The organism is Candidatus Hydrogenedentota bacterium (assembly GCA_019695095.1).
In the GTDB taxonomy this organism is placed as follows: domain Bacteria; phylum Hydrogenedentota; class Hydrogenedentia; order Hydrogenedentales; family SLHB01; genus JAIBAQ01.
Genome location: JAIBAQ010000013.1, coordinates 18,285 through 34,325, shown reverse-complemented (window position 1 = coordinate 34,325; position 16,041 = coordinate 18,285). Strand labels below are relative to the sequence as shown.

At 58.1% G+C, this 16,041-nt stretch carries 9 protein-coding genes; 1 reads left to right on the top strand and 8 read right to left on the bottom strand.

Features of this window, described 5'->3' with window-relative positions; translation table 11 throughout:
* The first annotated feature begins 211 nt into the window (after positions 1-211).
* The gene (locus K1Y02_04010) at positions 212-3,313 is read left to right on the top strand and encodes a carboxypeptidase regulatory-like domain-containing protein (GenBank protein MBX7255507.1); all 3,102 of its coding nucleotides are present in this window, start codon (positions 212-214) and stop codon (positions 3,311-3,313) included.
* Positions 3,314-3,326: 13 nt separating this feature from the next.
* On the opposite strand, the gene K1Y02_04005 is transcribed toward K1Y02_04010, so the two are convergent.
* The 8 genes from K1Y02_04005 to K1Y02_03970 all read right to left on the bottom strand — a co-directional run bounded on the left by K1Y02_04005 (position 3,327) and on the right by K1Y02_03970 (position 16,003).
* Complete coding sequence (locus tag K1Y02_04005) at positions 3,327-3,953, bottom strand: hypothetical protein (GenBank protein MBX7255506.1); 627 nt, start codon at positions 3,951-3,953, stop codon at positions 3,327-3,329.
* Positions 3,954-4,199: 246 nt separating this feature from the next.
* The gene (locus K1Y02_04000) at positions 4,200-5,237 is read right to left on the bottom strand and encodes a glycoside hydrolase (GenBank protein MBX7255505.1); all 1,038 of its coding nucleotides are present in this window, start codon (positions 5,235-5,237) and stop codon (positions 4,200-4,202) included.
* A 48-nt stretch (positions 5,238-5,285) separates the two neighbouring features.
* Positions 5,286-6,200, bottom strand: coding sequence for a diguanylate cyclase (locus tag K1Y02_03995; protein ID MBX7255504.1), 915 nt, complete (start codon positions 6,198-6,200; stop codon positions 5,286-5,288).
* 362 nt (positions 6,201-6,562) lie between these two features.
* Positions 6,563-8,818, bottom strand: a complete 2,256-nt coding sequence (locus K1Y02_03990; GenBank protein MBX7255503.1) for a cell wall metabolism sensor histidine kinase WalK — start codon at positions 8,816-8,818, stop codon at positions 6,563-6,565.
* A gap of 312 nt (positions 8,819-9,130) precedes the next feature.
* On the bottom strand, positions 9,131-10,237 hold the full coding sequence (locus tag K1Y02_03985; protein ID MBX7255502.1) for a hypothetical protein: 1,107 nt from the start codon (positions 10,235-10,237) through the stop codon (positions 9,131-9,133).
* 195 nt (positions 10,238-10,432) lie between these two features.
* The gene (locus K1Y02_03980) at positions 10,433-13,066 is read right to left on the bottom strand and encodes a beta-galactosidase (protein MBX7255501.1); all 2,634 of its coding nucleotides are present in this window, start codon (positions 13,064-13,066) and stop codon (positions 10,433-10,435) included.
* A 207-nt stretch (positions 13,067-13,273) separates the two neighbouring features.
* The gene (locus tag K1Y02_03975; protein MBX7255500.1) at positions 13,274-14,071 is read right to left on the bottom strand and encodes a phosphoribosylformylglycinamidine synthase subunit PurQ; all 798 of its coding nucleotides are present in this window, start codon (positions 14,069-14,071) and stop codon (positions 13,274-13,276) included.
* A gap of 18 nt (positions 14,072-14,089) precedes the next feature.
* A complete protein-coding gene (locus tag K1Y02_03970) occupies positions 14,090-16,003 on the bottom strand; it encodes a M61 family peptidase (protein MBX7255499.1) in 1,914 nt (637 codons plus the stop codon).
* Between the last annotated feature and the right edge of the window lie 38 nt (positions 16,004-16,041).

Sequence of the window (16,041 nt, the reverse complement as noted above, 5' to 3'; positions counted from 1 at the left end):
GGCAACGACGCGAATCGAAACCCCAGGTTCCAGCCCCCAACCAACGTGAGTCCTGTAAGGACGAAAGCAACGTATACCGTCCGTTTCTTAGGAGTTCTCGTCTTCGTTATCCATCGACGTCTCCGTTCGCGAGATCGCGCAACGCGCGTGAACTGAACCGATCCACTCTTGTAGAGTTATGTTTCGGGCTAGACCAAGAGGGGATGTCATCATGCGCGTCGTCCGGATTGCTCTCGTGACGGTCGTGGGACTCGCAATGGCTGGTGCTGTAACGCTGTTCCTGTTGTATGTCCGGCAAAGTCCTTCAGAATCGGCCATGCAAAATGCACAAGTCTCTTTGCCGGTTGACGTGTCCCAACTCACCCAATTGCCCTCTCCAGCAACACCCAATGCTCCCGGCGTGCAGGATGAAACCGTCAATGCCCCAGCGGAAACCACGGGCCTGCGCGTCTACGGAACGGTCATAGACCAGGTAACTGGGCAACCAGTCCCCGGTGCAACCATCTCCGTGGAAGACTTCACGCACGGCGGCATTTCGGCATTTGCGAATCCACAAGTACAGAAGCTGACCGAGGACTCTATGGCATCCTCCATGGCCGACTTGGAGGACTCTCTGAAGGCCCAACTGCAGGCCGCGATGGGTTCGCAATCTTCGATGGCGCAAGGTGGTCTTGGAGGGAAATTGCCTACGACTCAGGCCGACGAAAAGGGTTCATACACATTCACTCTCAGCGATATGTTGGCTGGCTCTAACATCACCTGCCTAGCCAGCGGTTACGTCATGCAAATCAAAGAGACCGGAGAACCCGCTTCCGATTCGGTAAGGGTCGATTTCGCTTTGGCAAAAGGCGCCACGATCTCCGGCAAAGTCACCGACGTCGAAACCGGGGCGGCCATCGAAGGGGTCACAATTGCCCTGTCGGAAGCGCGCGATTCCGGTTTTGAGCCGGCTTTTGGCATGTATTTCACCTCGCAGGATGAGTTTCTCGAAAAGAACGTCAATGGCCTTACCGCTGGCGATGGAACATACCGCCTCGAAGGTGTCCCTGAAGGAAACTACAAAGTCCTGGCACTTGCCGGTGAACTGGGATACGTTGACGATCCCGCTACCGCCAAAGTAGTTAACGTTGCGGCAGGCTCTCAGCACGACGCCGTCGATTTCGCGCTGCAACACGGCGGGACCGTCGAAGGTGTCGTTCGCGACGAGGAAGGCAAGCCCATTTCGGAGGCCTTTGCCGTCCTGGCGCTAGCTGACTCGGACTTCACCGTAAGCTATGGGCCCGAAGCGATGCTTCAATGGACTGGCGGTGGTTCCTCGCTTACCGATTCGGATGGCCGCTTCCTGATTGCTGGTCTTGCCTTCGACAAACCCTACTACGTGTCCGTCCAACACGAGGATCGCGTCACTGCGAAGAGCGCCGAATTCCGTGTGACAAAAGGCAATTCCGCGCACCAACTCGAAATCACTCTCGTATCCGGATGTTCTGTCAGTGGCGTCGCAAAGCTCGAAGACAATTCCCTTGCCGCAAATTACGTTCTCCATTTGGTCCCGGCAGGCGAAGAATCCATCTCATTCGATTCCTCGGATATTACACAGGCAGACGATCAGGGCCACTTCGCGTTCAAGCATGTTCCGGCGGGCACGTATCGCCTCGGACCGGACGTCGGTTTCGAAGCTTCCGAGGAAGAAGACAAGAATGCCCTTATTCTAACCGTCGATGGAAAGACAGATGTTGCTAACCTGGAACTGCGCATCAGCGCCGCCGCCATGCGCGAACGTTCCGGCGTAATTCGTGGAGTCGTGTTTGACCCGGATGGCAAACCGGCGGAAGGTGTCGAGATCGATGCGGATAGAGAACCTCATGGCATGGGTTTTGCCTATTCAGATGCCGACGGCTCATTCACAATTGACGAGATCCCCGAAGGCACCTACAAGGTAAAAGGTTCCTCCGCCGCGGGAGTAGCTATCGCCACCGATGTAAAGACCGGCACGTCCATTACCCTGCAATTGCGCCCGATGCCCTCGCTGACTGGAATCGTGGTCGATGCCGCTGGCAATGCGGTTCAGAACTGTAACGTGCGACTTGCAGTCTCCAAGAAGGAAGCTGACGAAGCCGAAGACCCGATCTCTCAGTTGTTTTCCAGCTTTCCAGACATGTTCTCTGATGGCGGCACGGGGTCAACCGCAACCGATGAGTCCGGTTCCTTTACGTTCAAGAACGTTGAACCCGGCGAGTACATTGTCGAAGCGCGGAGTGCCCTGAAGGGGGCAGGCGAATCCACTTCATTCACCGTTGTGGAGAACGCAACCCTGCCGCACATGACGATCCGTTTGGAGCCGGGCGTCACGTTCTCCGGGTCCGCGGTTGACGTGAAGGGAACGCCTATCCCCGGTGCGACTATACACCTAAAACCGGCGGGCGCCTCCGAGTTCATGGCCGTCTTTGGAGATCCCGGTTTCTCCGATATCTTCGGCGGTAAGGGTTCAGGCTCTGCGACAAGCGACAACCAAGGCCGATTCAGCATTCCCAACGTCATTGCCGGCGCCTACACAGTGGAAGGCCAACATCCTGCATACGCCCCCTTCCGCCAATTCCGCGTCGATGTTCCCAAAGGGACAGGCGTCGTCGACTATGTAGCCAGATTCTCTCGCGGCGGTGGCGCAAAAGGGACCTACTCAATCGGGGGCAAGCCCATTGCGGATGCAGAACTACAACTCGCCGGCCCCAACGGGGTCACTTCCATTAAGACAGACGCACAAGGGCAGTTCGAAGTCTCGGGGCTAGCCGTCGGGCGTTACGCAGTTCTAAACATGTACGGTGAAGAACCCGGAGGCGTGTCTATCGCACCCCGGGTCTTCACCGTAACAGATGAACAAATCACTTCCGTAAGCCTTGGTGATGGCGCGGGCACTCGCGTGAGCGGCAAACTCAATGGCTCGTTTCCGCACCCCGGCACCTATGTGGTCATCTCCAAACCCGATTCAGGCTCGGCGGCCTCGCCCTCGGCGGAGGACCCACTCGACTATCTGGCCCATATCGCGGGCATGGGCAGCGGGCAAGTTACGGCGGAAGTCACCAAAGAGGGTACCTTCGCCTTCGCGGGCCTCGAACCCGGCGAATACGACATTGAAATCTTTTCTGAAGACCTCTCCGCAATGTCAGAACTCATGGAGAATGACAGCATCGAAGCCCTGTCGCTCGAAAACCTGCCGATTGAAGAACCCAAGCCTCTGGTGACGCAACACATCACCGTGGGCACGGAACCCCTTCAACTGGAATTCGCTGTACCGGATGCTCCACCGAGCAAGTAGCGAGTCGCTGCCCTTAGCCGCGCGTGTCGTCGTAGGCGACTGCCAGCATGATTATCGACAGAGGCGCCGAGATCAACACGCCAACTCCGCAGGCGAGAACACCAACGATGTTGAAGCCGATGATGGCCAGGAAAAGGACGATCCACTGCACCAAGTTGTCCATCACGCGCTTCATACTGGCTTGCAGAGCGGGCAAAGGTTCAAGTTTCTGGTCATCCATAAAGAAATACGTCGTGCAGAAGATGAACGCGAGGACCAGGCCAGGAAGTGCGCACAGCGATGCCAACGTCGGCGAAATGAAGCCAACCACAAGCGCCACGATGTTAAACGCCGATATCACCAGGTTGGCGATGAGCGCAGGCACAAAGCGCTGGAATCCTCCAAACACGTGACCAAACTGCGGCGACTCGCTTCGCGCCGCGCGCAATGCCGCCCCGTAGTAACCCAGAAGGAGCGGTCCGCCCAGTACAAGCTGCGCCACCGGGCCAAGCTTGAACATGCTGAGAATCACTCCTGTGACCGCGAGCAATATGGCAATAATCAGGAACCCGACGATCATCACGACCGCATTGCTCATCAAAGCGCGCCACGCGCGTGGGACGACTTCGCCGATATTAATAGACGCAGTTCCAGCAGACATGTGTGGACCTCCTATGTCACGCCCTAGATGCACCTGGGCCTTGAAATCGTAGGAAATGTACGAAACAGGAACCCCAGACCTTGCAATATATATGCTACCACAAAACGATTGTCGCGCTCCAATACGCCAGAAGACGCGCCTCCAATATCCCAATTTGAAATCTCAAAATTTGAGATTTCAAATCTGCCCCAGTTCCCCCTGCGTCCCTTCGTGAGAATCTACTTCTCTTCGCCGTTCCCTCAGCCCCTACTCGTAAAACCATACCGCAGGAATGCGCTTCAGCAGCAACGACAATCCCCCCTTGTAATTGAAATACGTCACCAGCGCCGTGTCTCCAACCCACGTTATCGCCGGATACGCCCACGCATCATCTGCAGCATCTTCGACATTCTTGAACTGAACCCATGTCTCGCCTTCATCCTTTGAGACCGCCGCTGTCAACGGATTCCGGCTCCCCGCGCCAGGGTTGTGATTCCAGATGACGAGAATGTCTCCCGTAGTCGGCACCCTAGAGAGCATCGCCGGCGCCGCAGTCCCTTCAAGCGGCGTTGCCACAGGCACGCTCCACGTCTCGCCGCCATCCGATGAAATCGTCTTGTACTGTCCGCCCAATTGCGTCCGAAGGAGCATCATCACGCGGCCGTCTTTCAATTCGATGCACACCGGCTCCCAGCACTCGCCCTTCTCCGGCTTCACGCGCGCTCCATCGCGCCACGTCTTGCCGTTGTCATCCGACAGGCAGCAGTAGCTTGTCCCGCCTTCCCACGCCTCAATCAAAATGCGGCCCGACTTCAGCCGCAACGAACGGCCATTCGTCAACCCCGTGTACTTTCCCGCAGGACTAAGTTGCTTTGCCTCTCCCCAAGTTTTGCCCTCATCGAGCGTCGTGCGAAGCATGATCCTGCAATCGCTGCTCTCAGTGTTTTTCTGACAATAGAACAGCGCGATCTCGCTGTCAGACAAACGCAGGAAGTTGACTTCCATCACGTTGCACCCGCCGTCATTCTCGATGAGCGTGTATTTGTCACCCCAAGTCACGCCCCCGTCTTTGGAGATCAGTCCGGATATCCGCGCGGGACCGTGGTCTTCGCCGCGCCCATCATAGAATTCTGTCCAGCCAAGCAGCAGCGAGCCGTCTTTCAGTGCAATGATTGCAGCCTCACTGTTGCGAGGCGTCTGCCCCTGAGCAGGCGCGACGACGACGTGCTGTGGTTGCTCGGCAGCAATGGCCATCAGACAAGGGGCCACAAATACGACTGCAGATAGAACCCACTGTTTCAGCATCACCCAATCCCCCCTGTCGTTTGGTGTCCCCAAACTAAAACCCAGAAACTACGCAGGCTTTGAGCTTTCGCTTTTTGTGTCCGTCCACGCGATAATCCGCGCTTTACCCTGATGTTTTGCGGAGTACATAGCTTCGTCCGCGCGCGAACACAATGTCTTAAAATCGCTGCCGTGCCTGGGCGCTTCCGCGATTCCCGCGCTGAACGTCAATAGCTCGTTGTCCTCTTCCTGTGATAGCTCGACAAATGCCGCGTGCATACGTTCCACGATCCCGCGGCTCGTCTCTATCGTCGACTCCGGGAAATACAGCACAAACTCTTCGCCGCCGTACCGTCCCACGATATCCACGCTTCGAATCTCGCTCGTCAGTACCGAAGCCAGCCGCACCAGCGCCCGGTCGCCCGTGGCGTGGCCAAGTCGATCGTTAATCTCCTTGAAGTCGTCCAGATCCAAGAAGACCAGGCTGCCTATTCCCGAATACCGCTTGATACGCGCCAATTCTCGTTCGATCTCGCGTTCCAGCGTATTGCGATTCAACAATTGGGTCAACGGATCCCGGCGCACCAACTGCGCCATGTTCTCGTGTCGCCGTAACACTGCATGCACCCGCGCCACAAACACATGGGGATCGAATGGCTTCGTGATGTACTCGTCCACTCCCGATTCAAGTCCGCGGATCTGATCCTCCGGTTGAGACTTGGCAGTCAAAAAGATGAATGGCGTGTGTTGCTGTGCGGGATTTTTGAGCAGTCTCTGCCGTAACGTAAAGCCATCCATCTGCGGCATCATGATGTCGCAAATGATCAGATCCACCGTCACGATGTCGAGCTTCTTCAGCGCGTCCACGCCGTCGTGCGCCTGGAATACGTGAAACCCAGCCTCGGTAAGATTGTATGAAAGCAACTCGGCCGTGTGCTTATCGTCTTCAACGACAAGAACCGTGTACGTCTGCGGTTCTTCCACCGCGCGTCCTCCGCAATTGCGACGCCCCGGATTAACGCCGGAAGCGCTTCTCTGCAGCCATCATGAACATTTCCGCGACTCTTCGTCCGCGGTCCAGGCCGGATTTCTCACGAACACATGTGAACCTCTCTTGTAACCAGTGTGTCTGCGAGTCTTACGGCGAAAAACAAAGCGGCTCTCCTAAAACAGAGAGTGTTCGCGAGAAATCCTCATGGCATAACCTCAAAGTCTTGCACGTGACCAATTTGCACCGGCGCGATAGAGCGCCGAGGCAAATTGCGGTCCAGAATCGAGAAGCATTCAGCGTCACGACCTCGCGAATGGAACCGGTTGCGGCACCCAATCCGTCCCCACGGTGAGATCTAGGATTCTTGCGTCAATGGCAGAACCACACGGAACACGGCTCCGCCGCCAAGCTCGCTGTCGACACTTACACTTCCCTTGTGAAGTGTAACCATTTCCTTAACCAGGTACAATCCAAGTCCTGTCCCGGGGGATTTGTCCGAACCGTGCTGCACTTGGTAGAACCGCTCAAACAACCGATCCAGGTTTTCTCGCGCGATGCCTATCCCCGAGTCCTTCACCGTGAGCTCAAGATTGACATCATCCGCACGGGCCGATATGGATATCGTTCCCCCCGGTGGCGTGAACTTCGTTGCGTTCTCCACAAGATTGAAGATGATGGTGTGAAGCTTGCTCGCGTCGGCCACAATGGGGGAGAGGTCTCTCGGTATGTCACGCACAAACGTCAGATGCTTACCCTCTATGACCGGCAGAAGCGCCGACGCAACCGTCTCGACCACCCGCGATACCTCGACCGGAGCCAGGCGGACCGAAGCCCTGCCGGATTCGATCGATGCCATCTCAAGCAGATCTTCGATGAGCTTCATCAGACGCTCGGATTCTTCCGCGATGATACTCAGGAATCGTTCCCGGCGTTCCGGTTCAATATCCGGCTTGTGCAGCAACGTGCTCACGAATCCCTTGATCGACGTCATCGGCGTGCGCAACTCATGCGACACCGCCGACACAAAATCCGTCTTCATCTGATCGATTTCACGCTGCTTCGTGACATCCTGAAATATGGTCACGAAGCAGTCTTCTCCCTGGAGCAACTCCGGAATGCGCGAGCGCGTCGCCCACAAGATTCGCGGCGGTACAGATTCGATCCGCAACTCTTCTTTTGTGAAATCGATGCCGCTTGAAGCGGTTTCCCGCCACATCTCCCTGAAGCGTGTGTCATGCAACACCAAGAGCAAATTCTCGCCCACCGGCTCCCTCCGGGAGTACCCCAGCAGGTCCTGCGCCACCGTGTTCATCAGCAATACGCGGTCATGCGTGTCTGTGACCACCACACCTTCGCCGATCGTTCGCACAATCGTCTCGAGCCTGTTCAGTTCCTGCGCCAGCAGCAACGCATTGCGGCGGTTGTCGGCCTCCGCCTCATGGCGCTCGATGGCCTCGCCCAACATTCGCGCTATCGTGTCCAGCAGCTTCCGCTCCGAGGCCACGAACGGTCCCACGTCCTTGCGCGACTGAACCGTATCGGCATAGAAGACCTGCACCATGCCCCTCGGCTTTCGATTCACCACGATGGCCGACGACTGGACAAACGGCGTACTGACGATCTGTGCGCTGTCGTAATTGATGCCGTCGAACATGATGCGGGCAAACGCATGCTCCGGAAACCGCCACGCAGTGGGAATGATGCGTACAATTTCCTTGCATATGTCGGGGACGCTTTCGCCCGTGCGCAACGATTCCGCCATGCTGTAAATGCACGAGAGCTCTTTCAACTGCTGCTCGTACGAAACCAGAATGTCCTCGAAACGCGTCTCCGCGTTTCTACGCTGCATCTCCGCCGCACAGCACGCCGCAAATACCTCCAGCATTAAGTGAAACGCGCGATAGTCTTGGACGGGATGCACCGACAACAGCGCCAAAAAGCCAATCGCATCGCCATGTGGACTTCTTACCGGGACCCCGGCAAATCCTCTCGATTCGGTTAGCTTTGGCAACTCAAAGTCCGGATATTCGGCAACCAGTTCTTCATCGTTCAAGATCACCGTGGTTGCCTCCGGCAAGACGAGCGCGTCGAACGGCGTCCCTCGCATGTCTATTTCCGAAAGCTGAGGAACGGAAGACTGCTGCCAGCATTCCAGGACCCGAGCCTTGCGCTGCGCCGCGCTTTCGATCTCCGCCAGCACCGCGTATCGCACGCCCGGAAACACCGCCAACGCGCCCACGACCGTCTTGAAGAAATTCGCTTGCCCCAGGCTCAATGCGATCAACAGTACGCGCGCAAGTTCCGACCCCGTCCGGCGCATGTCCGATGTATTCGTCGCGAACACCAACGCTATGTCACATCCCGGAATGCCGCGAATCTGGAAATGGTGGTGTGCGTCACCCGTCGCGCCGCACACGAGAATCGGCGGGCCCCCCGCAATGCACCCCTTGAGGTCGAAAAACCGGGAATCCGGCAGAATATCGGTCAATCGCGCATCGGCGGAAGCCAGCGCCGCGAAAGCCTGCCGCGCCGCCTCGTTCGCTTGAACCACGCGGCCTTCAACATCCACCTCAAGAATCGGACTCGGAATCAATTCGAAGATGTCAACCATGCGCTAACTCTACTGCAACAGCGCTGGACTTTGCACGAGACTTAGGGTACAGAATGCCGGCGTTAAGCCCTCGAAAAATCTGGCGACCCTGGCATGGCTGTACTGGCCCTAGTGTAGTCAATCGTAATTGAGGCAACATTATTGGTAAACCCAAAGAAGAGTCAGAAGCAGCGGAAAGCAGGGACTGACACAAGCGCAGCGAAGCGGAGACGTGCGTGTCCCTGGTTTCCGCCCGAACGAAAATTGTTGTCATTGAACTAACAATCAGCGGCAGGTCTCTGCTGGATTGATACGAACCGCCCGTGGCGGTCTCTACGGTCTTCCGAAGCACGTATCAGCGAAATCCAGCAACGCGCGGAAATCCTCCGCAAGCTGGTCGTGCTCGCCCTCGCGAATATGCATCGCGTTGTGCTTCGGGACTCCTAGGAAGTCGAACACGGGTTGTGCTGCCTCAAACGCGGCCTTGTTCCCGTCGGGATTGGCCCAGGTATCGCCGCGCGCCTCTGTACACAACACCGCCCTCGGGGCGACCAATGCCCTCAGAAAATGCTGATCGAACGGCAGCCGTGTTTCGTTTCCGGCGAACCGACCGAAGTCTTTTTGGAACCAACTGTAGAAGCGCAGCTTATTGGTGATGAGCGCCAGCGTCTCGCTGTTCTTCGAATACACGCGATACGCGCTGGCCCCGCCGCATCCCGACCCATTCGGCACGACCACCGCAAACCGCTCGTCCAATGCACCCGCCAACAACGCGGCCTTGCCCGTCCGCGAATGTCCCGTAACCACCACGCGGTTCTTATCGAATTCCGGCTGCGTGAGCAGATAATCCAGCACACGCGACGCGCCCCACGCCCAAATCGCGACACTTCCCCAATCGCATTCCGGATACGCCGCCTGCGCAGGACCTACATCGTCCTTACCTTCCGTATCCGGATCGAGGTTTCGGTGGGCAAAGCATGCGAACGCATACCCGCGCTGGTTGATCTCGCCGATATTTGGGCACCCCTTTCCAATGCCCACGATAACGGGCATCGGCGTCTTTCCCTCGGCGGGTGTGAACAGGTGAAGGTCTATCGGCACGCGCTTGACCGGGTCCACGATAAGATGCGCCACGCGGTGCCGGGTGACTCCGTCGTTTTCAAGTCCAACGTCGTCCACCGAAGTCGCTTCGACCTTAAATGGGCCTTCAGGCGCGTGCCCGTACTCGTACTCGACTATCAGCTTCTTCATTTCCACGCGCCGCGCTTCCCATTGGGCTGGCGACGTAATAGCGGAGCCATCGTTCATGCGCAATGCGTCCGGCAATCCTTTAATCACGGGCAACTGCTCTGGCGGCAAAGGGTCCGCCAAGACCAACGCAGGCGAAATGCACGCTCCGGCGACAACTGCAACGGACGTCAATGAACGTAACGAAATCACAGACGCCACCCCGGATTTCTCGCGAACACACTTGAACCTCTCTCGTAACCGGTGTGTTTGCGAGACTTGCGGCGAAAATCAAAGCGGCTCTCCGAAGACAGAGTGTGTTCGCGAGAAATCCTCATGACATAACCTCAACGTCCTGCACGTGAGCAATTTGCGTCAGCGCTCAATCGCGCCGGTGCAAATTGCGGACTACTTGTCCTCTGCCGCGGCCTTGGCGCGTGTGCGCGGGCTTTTCTTCTCCGGCTCCTGAACGACCGGCTCAATCGCCGCGCTCGGCACCGTCCTCTCCGTTGGGGTTGACGCTTCTTCGGCTACGTGCGCCTTCGGTTCGTCAAGTCGAATCAGCATGGGGGAGAGGGGTGCGACTGTACCCGGAAATGCCACCGGCCCGCCGGATACCAAGTCACGCCCTGTTGAATACCCGCCCTGAAGCGTGACATCCACCGGTATTTCCCGAAGATTGACGAGATACAGGTGAAGTGCTCCCTCAATCATACACAGCCGGGTTTTGACCCCTTCCAGCGGATACCCATTTGAATTGATTGCCCGCGGGAACTGAGTTTCTCCAAGCATGTCGTTGGCCGAGTCCATGGCATGCATGTAACTCTTCGGGGTTATGCTGCCGCGCACATAAACGGTCCGCGGCGACGTCGTCAACGTATCCGTCCGCGTGTGCCCATGCGGATTGTACGGAATCGGTTCACCCGTACGGATCGTTACGCCCCCGCTCTCTATATACTTGTCCACGGCCTTGAACGCTTCGTCCGTCAACGCCAATACGTTTGGAATCACGAGTACTCGAATGCCTTCGAGCTCACCCCTTGCGCACTGATCTTCCGTGATGAAGCGCACCGCGTAGCCAAATGTGCTGCACCCCAAATACGCGATCCGCGCCGATTCCGTGAATGGTTCGCCTTGCTTATAGATCTGGCTCGACGTGCTCCAGAGTATTGCCACTTCGGCAGGCGCGGATTGAAACGCCGCCACCGCGGATGACAGACGGTTCACGTCCAGACTTGCCGTCGCGAGACCATTCATGGCCCGGGGATCGTCCAATATTGCCCGCTGCGAGTCCCCCGATTGCTGTAACGGCAACGCCACGGCATCTGCGCCCGATATCACCGCATCCCACACCAGCGCGCGCAGATAGCCGGAAGGGTCGGATATCGACTTCATGTGCAGCCCGCACGCGGAATCAAACACCGGCGCGCCCGGATTCATGGAATGAAGCAACGCGTAGTACATCCCGTGCTCGCCGATGGACTCCGCCACCTGGCCTGCAATCGGCGGCGATAGGGTCGTGCATCCCTGGATATCCATGCTGTGCGACAGCGCCTCACGGTCAATCCCGGCTACTGCCTCTCCTAATTGGAAAACGTGGTCGGAACACGCTACCTGCACCGGCGCACCGGGAGCCGCCGTCTTTGCCAGGCCCGCCATCCATTGCAGCAACTCTGTGCCCAGTCTACGGTGGAACATCTGGAGGTCGTATTGATAGGGGGGACGCTGCAATGCCCAATCCAACGTAATCTCGTCGAAATTCAGGTATCGCGTCCGCCATAGGCGGTTCATCTTGTTGTGATCGCCGTACATCTCGCGCACCGACGCTATGAATTTCTCTCGGACTTCGTTTCCTTCCATCCGAAATTCGGGATTTGCCGTGAGGATTAGGCTGTTGAGCATGGGCTTGTTCGCAACGTATCCGGCAACAGCCCGCGTGTGCGCTTCGATGAGATTCCGCGCCTGCGGCAACGTCACGTCGTACGGGAAACTTCCTCCACCTCGCTCCGTCAACTCCGGCCACTTTTCGAGCACCCACGCCGGCGCCAGATTCGGTGCAAGCTCCACCGCCACGCTAATGTTGTTCGCCTTTGCCGCTTCAAACACGCGATCGAGCGGAGCTTGGAATGATGTGGAGACCTCCGTGCCGGTCAGCGTCTCGTCCGGGCCCACTACATCCACACCCAGGTTCAGCCCGTACCGGTGCAGCACCGGCATAGTCTCGGCAAGGTCATCGCTGCCATACGTTCCCAACAGGTAGACAACCCGGTCACCGGCGTAGAAGTCTCCATTACGAATCTCCAGCTTGGATAGGTCCGCGGGTGCGTAGCCGGCGGCCGGCGCTCCCATGCAACCACGAAAAGCGAGTTCCAATGCCAGATTTTGCGTCATGCCGTAAACGGCCACGGCCGACGTATACGCCCTGCGCCAGTCGCCCTCCGCAAATGCAGCCCGCGCCTTGGGAAGTGCATCGCTCGCTATGGCCGTTCGCACTGTCCCGTACAAGGACGGCTTTCCCTCGGCCACAAGCCGCTCAAGGGTCCGCGTCATTGCCAACGTCGCCGCCTCCGCTTTCGCAAGGCTCGCTTGCACGACTCCCTCCGAAAGAACCTCAGCCGTCATCGTCAGCGTCGCCAGTCGGGTCATGGACGTTCGTTCGGCCACAATCTCCAGGTTGTAGACCCCGTCCTTCAGTCCCGCCGTGTCCCACGTGAAGACGCACGGCGACGTGCCTTGCTCCAAGTCCGTGACAATCTCCGACTCATACGCCGCGACGCCCTCCGAGTCCGTAGCCTTAAGCGCCACGCGAACGTCGTCCACAGGTTCCGGACTCTCGAAATCGCACTCCAGCCGTATCGGTGTTGGAAGGGTATATTCGGATTCCACCCGCACGGAAAGCGTTACATGCCGGTCATTGACGTTACCGGTCTGCGTAAACCACATGCGCTGCGGCGTGGGGGAGGGGTTGGTCTGGGCCCAAACGGCGGATGCGACAACAGGTATACAGACAAACGCAACATGCCAGAGGCGGAGCCTTGTCATGGATGGGTCCTTTCGACAGTAAAACACTGCGTGGAATACGTTTCCCCATTCTAGGGAGCTGTCGCGGTTCAGTCAAAGAACGTAACGCAGCCGGACCGCCAAGTGTTGACCGTTGTCAGGGCGATGGTTGTGCTTCTTGAGACCCACAAGCTTCACGGGTCCCATGGGTCTCATGGGTCCACTTCCCCAGGTGCGCTGCCTTTGCCCTTACACACCGGCTTCTTTGACGTACTCCACCGCATTCCGAAACACCTGCAATCCCGCGCCTTCCTCTGGCAGATTCTCGCGGGTCCAGCGCGGATGATTCGTTCGGTCCACGTATGCTTCGGGATGCGGCATAAGCCCAAAGACGCGCCCCGTCGGATCGCAAATCGCCGCGATATCGTCGATGGACCCGTTGGGATTGACCGGGAACTCGCCGCGCGCCGAGGCCCCGTCCAGCCGGCAATACCGCAACGCGACCTGGCCATTCTCAGCAAGCGCCTTCAGCACGTCATTGTCGCGCGGGATGAACTTGCCCTCTCCGTGTCGCACCGGTAATTCGAGACGCTCGATTCCCTTCAACCAGACACACTTTGTATTCGGCGCTTTGGACAGACATATCCAGCGATTCTCGAACCGCCCGCTGTCGTTGTGAGTCAATGTCACTTCCTGCTCGAACGCGCCGCTTCGCATGGGCAGCATGCCCATCTTCACCAGCACCTGAAACCCGTTGCAGATCCCGATGACGAGCTTGCCGTCTGCGACAAACTTCTGCAGCGCCGCACCCAGGCGATAGCGCAACCGGTTCGCAAAGATCTTCCCCGACGCCACGTCGTCACCGAAACTGAACCCACCCGGCACCGCCAGGATTTGGAACCGTTCCAACACCTCCGGATTCGGAATAACATCGTTCAGGTGTACGCGCAACGCATCCGCTCCGGCGCGCTTGAACGCTTCCGTCGTCTCGCCGTCGCAGTTGATGCCGAATCCCGTCAGTATGAGCGCTCGAACTGTTTTCTTCATGGTACCCCGTCGTCTAGATTACTTCGCCACACGCGGCGCGAATATCGCCGAAAGCAAGTCGGGCTTGCTCTCGTCCCGCTCCAAATGCGGCTGCCGTTCGCCGTCCTTGTACGTGACAGCGTGCGTCGAAAAATAGTCCCCGTTCTCTATCAAAACCTGCATCGGTTCCGTCGCCGTCCGCGATTCCTTGATGGCCCGCGTCAACAACCCCGTCGTAAACCGCCGATTGTTCAGCGCGACGATCCGCATGCCCGGCCCAAGTCCAGCTTCAAACGCGGCCATTCCCGGAGTAACGTCGAGAATCGCCCCGTCCCCGGCCACCGTCATTCCCAGCGTCGAACTGCAATCCAACGGTCCGCCGTCCGGCGACTCGAACGAGGTGTTCGGCGTGCTTGTATACACCAACCGCCAACCGCCTTCCGTAATCCCGTCCAACGGAGCCTTCGGACTTGTTGACCGCAATCGTTCTTCGAAGAACCTCTTCCAATCGTAGGGCTGTACCTCCGAGAGCGTCTTGTACACGTCATCGGGAGTCACCGGCGTTTCAAAGACCTTTCCATTTTCGCCCGCCCGAAGGTACAACGAGCAGAAATCGTCCAAGGTCTTCGCCCCTCCCGACAACTTGCGAATGAGCACGTCCGCGTCAAGCCAAATCAGCGTGCCTTCAGGATAGAAATCCGCACCGCGCCGCCATTTCGAACCCGCCTTTGGCGCGGGATAAATGATCTGCGCCGCGTCGCACACGTCCCGGAACGGACGCCACGTCCGCCCAAGCGTCGCCTCTTGCCGTCCTGCGGTTTTCGCGACAATGTCACGCGCCTCTTCCTGCGACCACATCCCGCTGCGCGCAGCCAACACCTTGCCGTAATACGAGGTCATCCCCTCATAGATCCACAGCATGTCGGTCTCAAGCGTCTCTTGCAGGTTGTCCGTAGCCAACCCCTTGGGCCGAATCGCCTTTCCATTCCACGAATGGAAGTACTCGTGCGGAATCAACTCGGCGTGCCACTTGTGAAATGCGTCTTCCACCATCGCCTTTTCGACCAGACGGCAATCGCTCGTGCGGTGATGCTCCATGCCGAAGTACTGCAGCTGATCGCTCAGCGTCACGAGAAAATGGTAGCGGTCGTAGTGCCCCGCGCCGAGAAACGAATACATCTCGTCGATCATGTTGCCGTACTGCTTAATGCGCTCTTCCGGAAGCGCCAGCGCCCATTCGCTCTCCGCGGCAATGTCCATCACCCGCGGCACGTTGTCCGGCGTTCGTGGCTCCAGCGCGATGCTGCGCAGATGCTTCCCAAACAAAACCGGTGTGTCTACCAGTTCGTCCAATGTCACGGTCCGGTAACGAATCGCCCCGTCAGAAGCTCCCGACTCGTCGCGCAGCAATGCCCCGCCAGCAACCCAATTGTCAGGCAACCGCAACGTCGGCCTCACGAGAACATCTTGCGCACGCGCACGCTCCGGATAGAAAACAACCTGGCTCCAGTACAGCACGCCCATGGTTGATGTCGTTTCGACTCCGCCGGTGAACGGCGCATCCGTCTGCACCGGAAGATAGTCGAAATCGACCGTCAACTCGGACACACCGCGCGGCACGCGACACTCAATCACAAACATGTCGCGCAGGTCGCGGCGCCACTCGATCGGCTTGCCGTTCGCCGAAAGATGCAGCCCCGTCACGTCCATGACGGGACCGCTGGGGCTGTGCTCTCCCTGAATCCACTTGGGATACGCAAGGCGTAGCGCGCCAGGCTTAACCGGCGCGACCATATGTACCCGATAGATGCGTTGCGGCGCACTCGACACATCCACGGACAACTCGATGGGGCGCTGCGCAAACGCCGCAACCGTGACGGCGAACGCCACGGACAACGCTGCCAGCCAGCGGCGTCCCCGCCGCTTTGTAAGGGCAAGGTTGAGTACGTGCATGCGATGCTTCCTCGAATACACCCCTGTACCCCCCTGGT

What these genes read in the sequence shown, in the direction of transcription:
- K1Y02_03975 (MBX7255500.1), bottom strand. Translation starts at nt 14,071, where the DNA reads ATGAAGAAAACAGTTCGAGCGCTCATACTGACGGGATTCGGCATCAAC.
- K1Y02_03990 (MBX7255503.1), bottom strand. Translation starts at nt 8,818, where the DNA reads ATGGTTGACATCTTCGAATTGATTCCGAGTCCGATTCTTGAGGTGGAT.
- K1Y02_04000 (MBX7255505.1), bottom strand. Translation starts at nt 5,237, where the DNA reads ATGCTGAAACAGTGGGTTCTATCTGCAGTCGTATTTGTGGCCCCTTGT.
- K1Y02_04005 (MBX7255506.1), bottom strand. Translation starts at nt 3,953, where the DNA reads ATGTCTGCTGGAACTGCGTCTATTAATATCGGCGAAGTCGTCCCACGC.
- K1Y02_03970 (MBX7255499.1), bottom strand. Translation starts at nt 16,003, where the DNA reads ATGCACGTACTCAACCTTGCCCTTACAAAGCGGCGGGGACGCCGCTGG.
- K1Y02_03980 (MBX7255501.1), bottom strand. Translation starts at nt 13,066, where the DNA reads ATGACAAGGCTCCGCCTCTGGCATGTTGCGTTTGTCTGTATACCTGTT.
- K1Y02_04010 (MBX7255507.1), top strand. Translation starts at nt 212, where the DNA reads ATGCGCGTCGTCCGGATTGCTCTCGTGACGGTCGTGGGACTCGCAATG.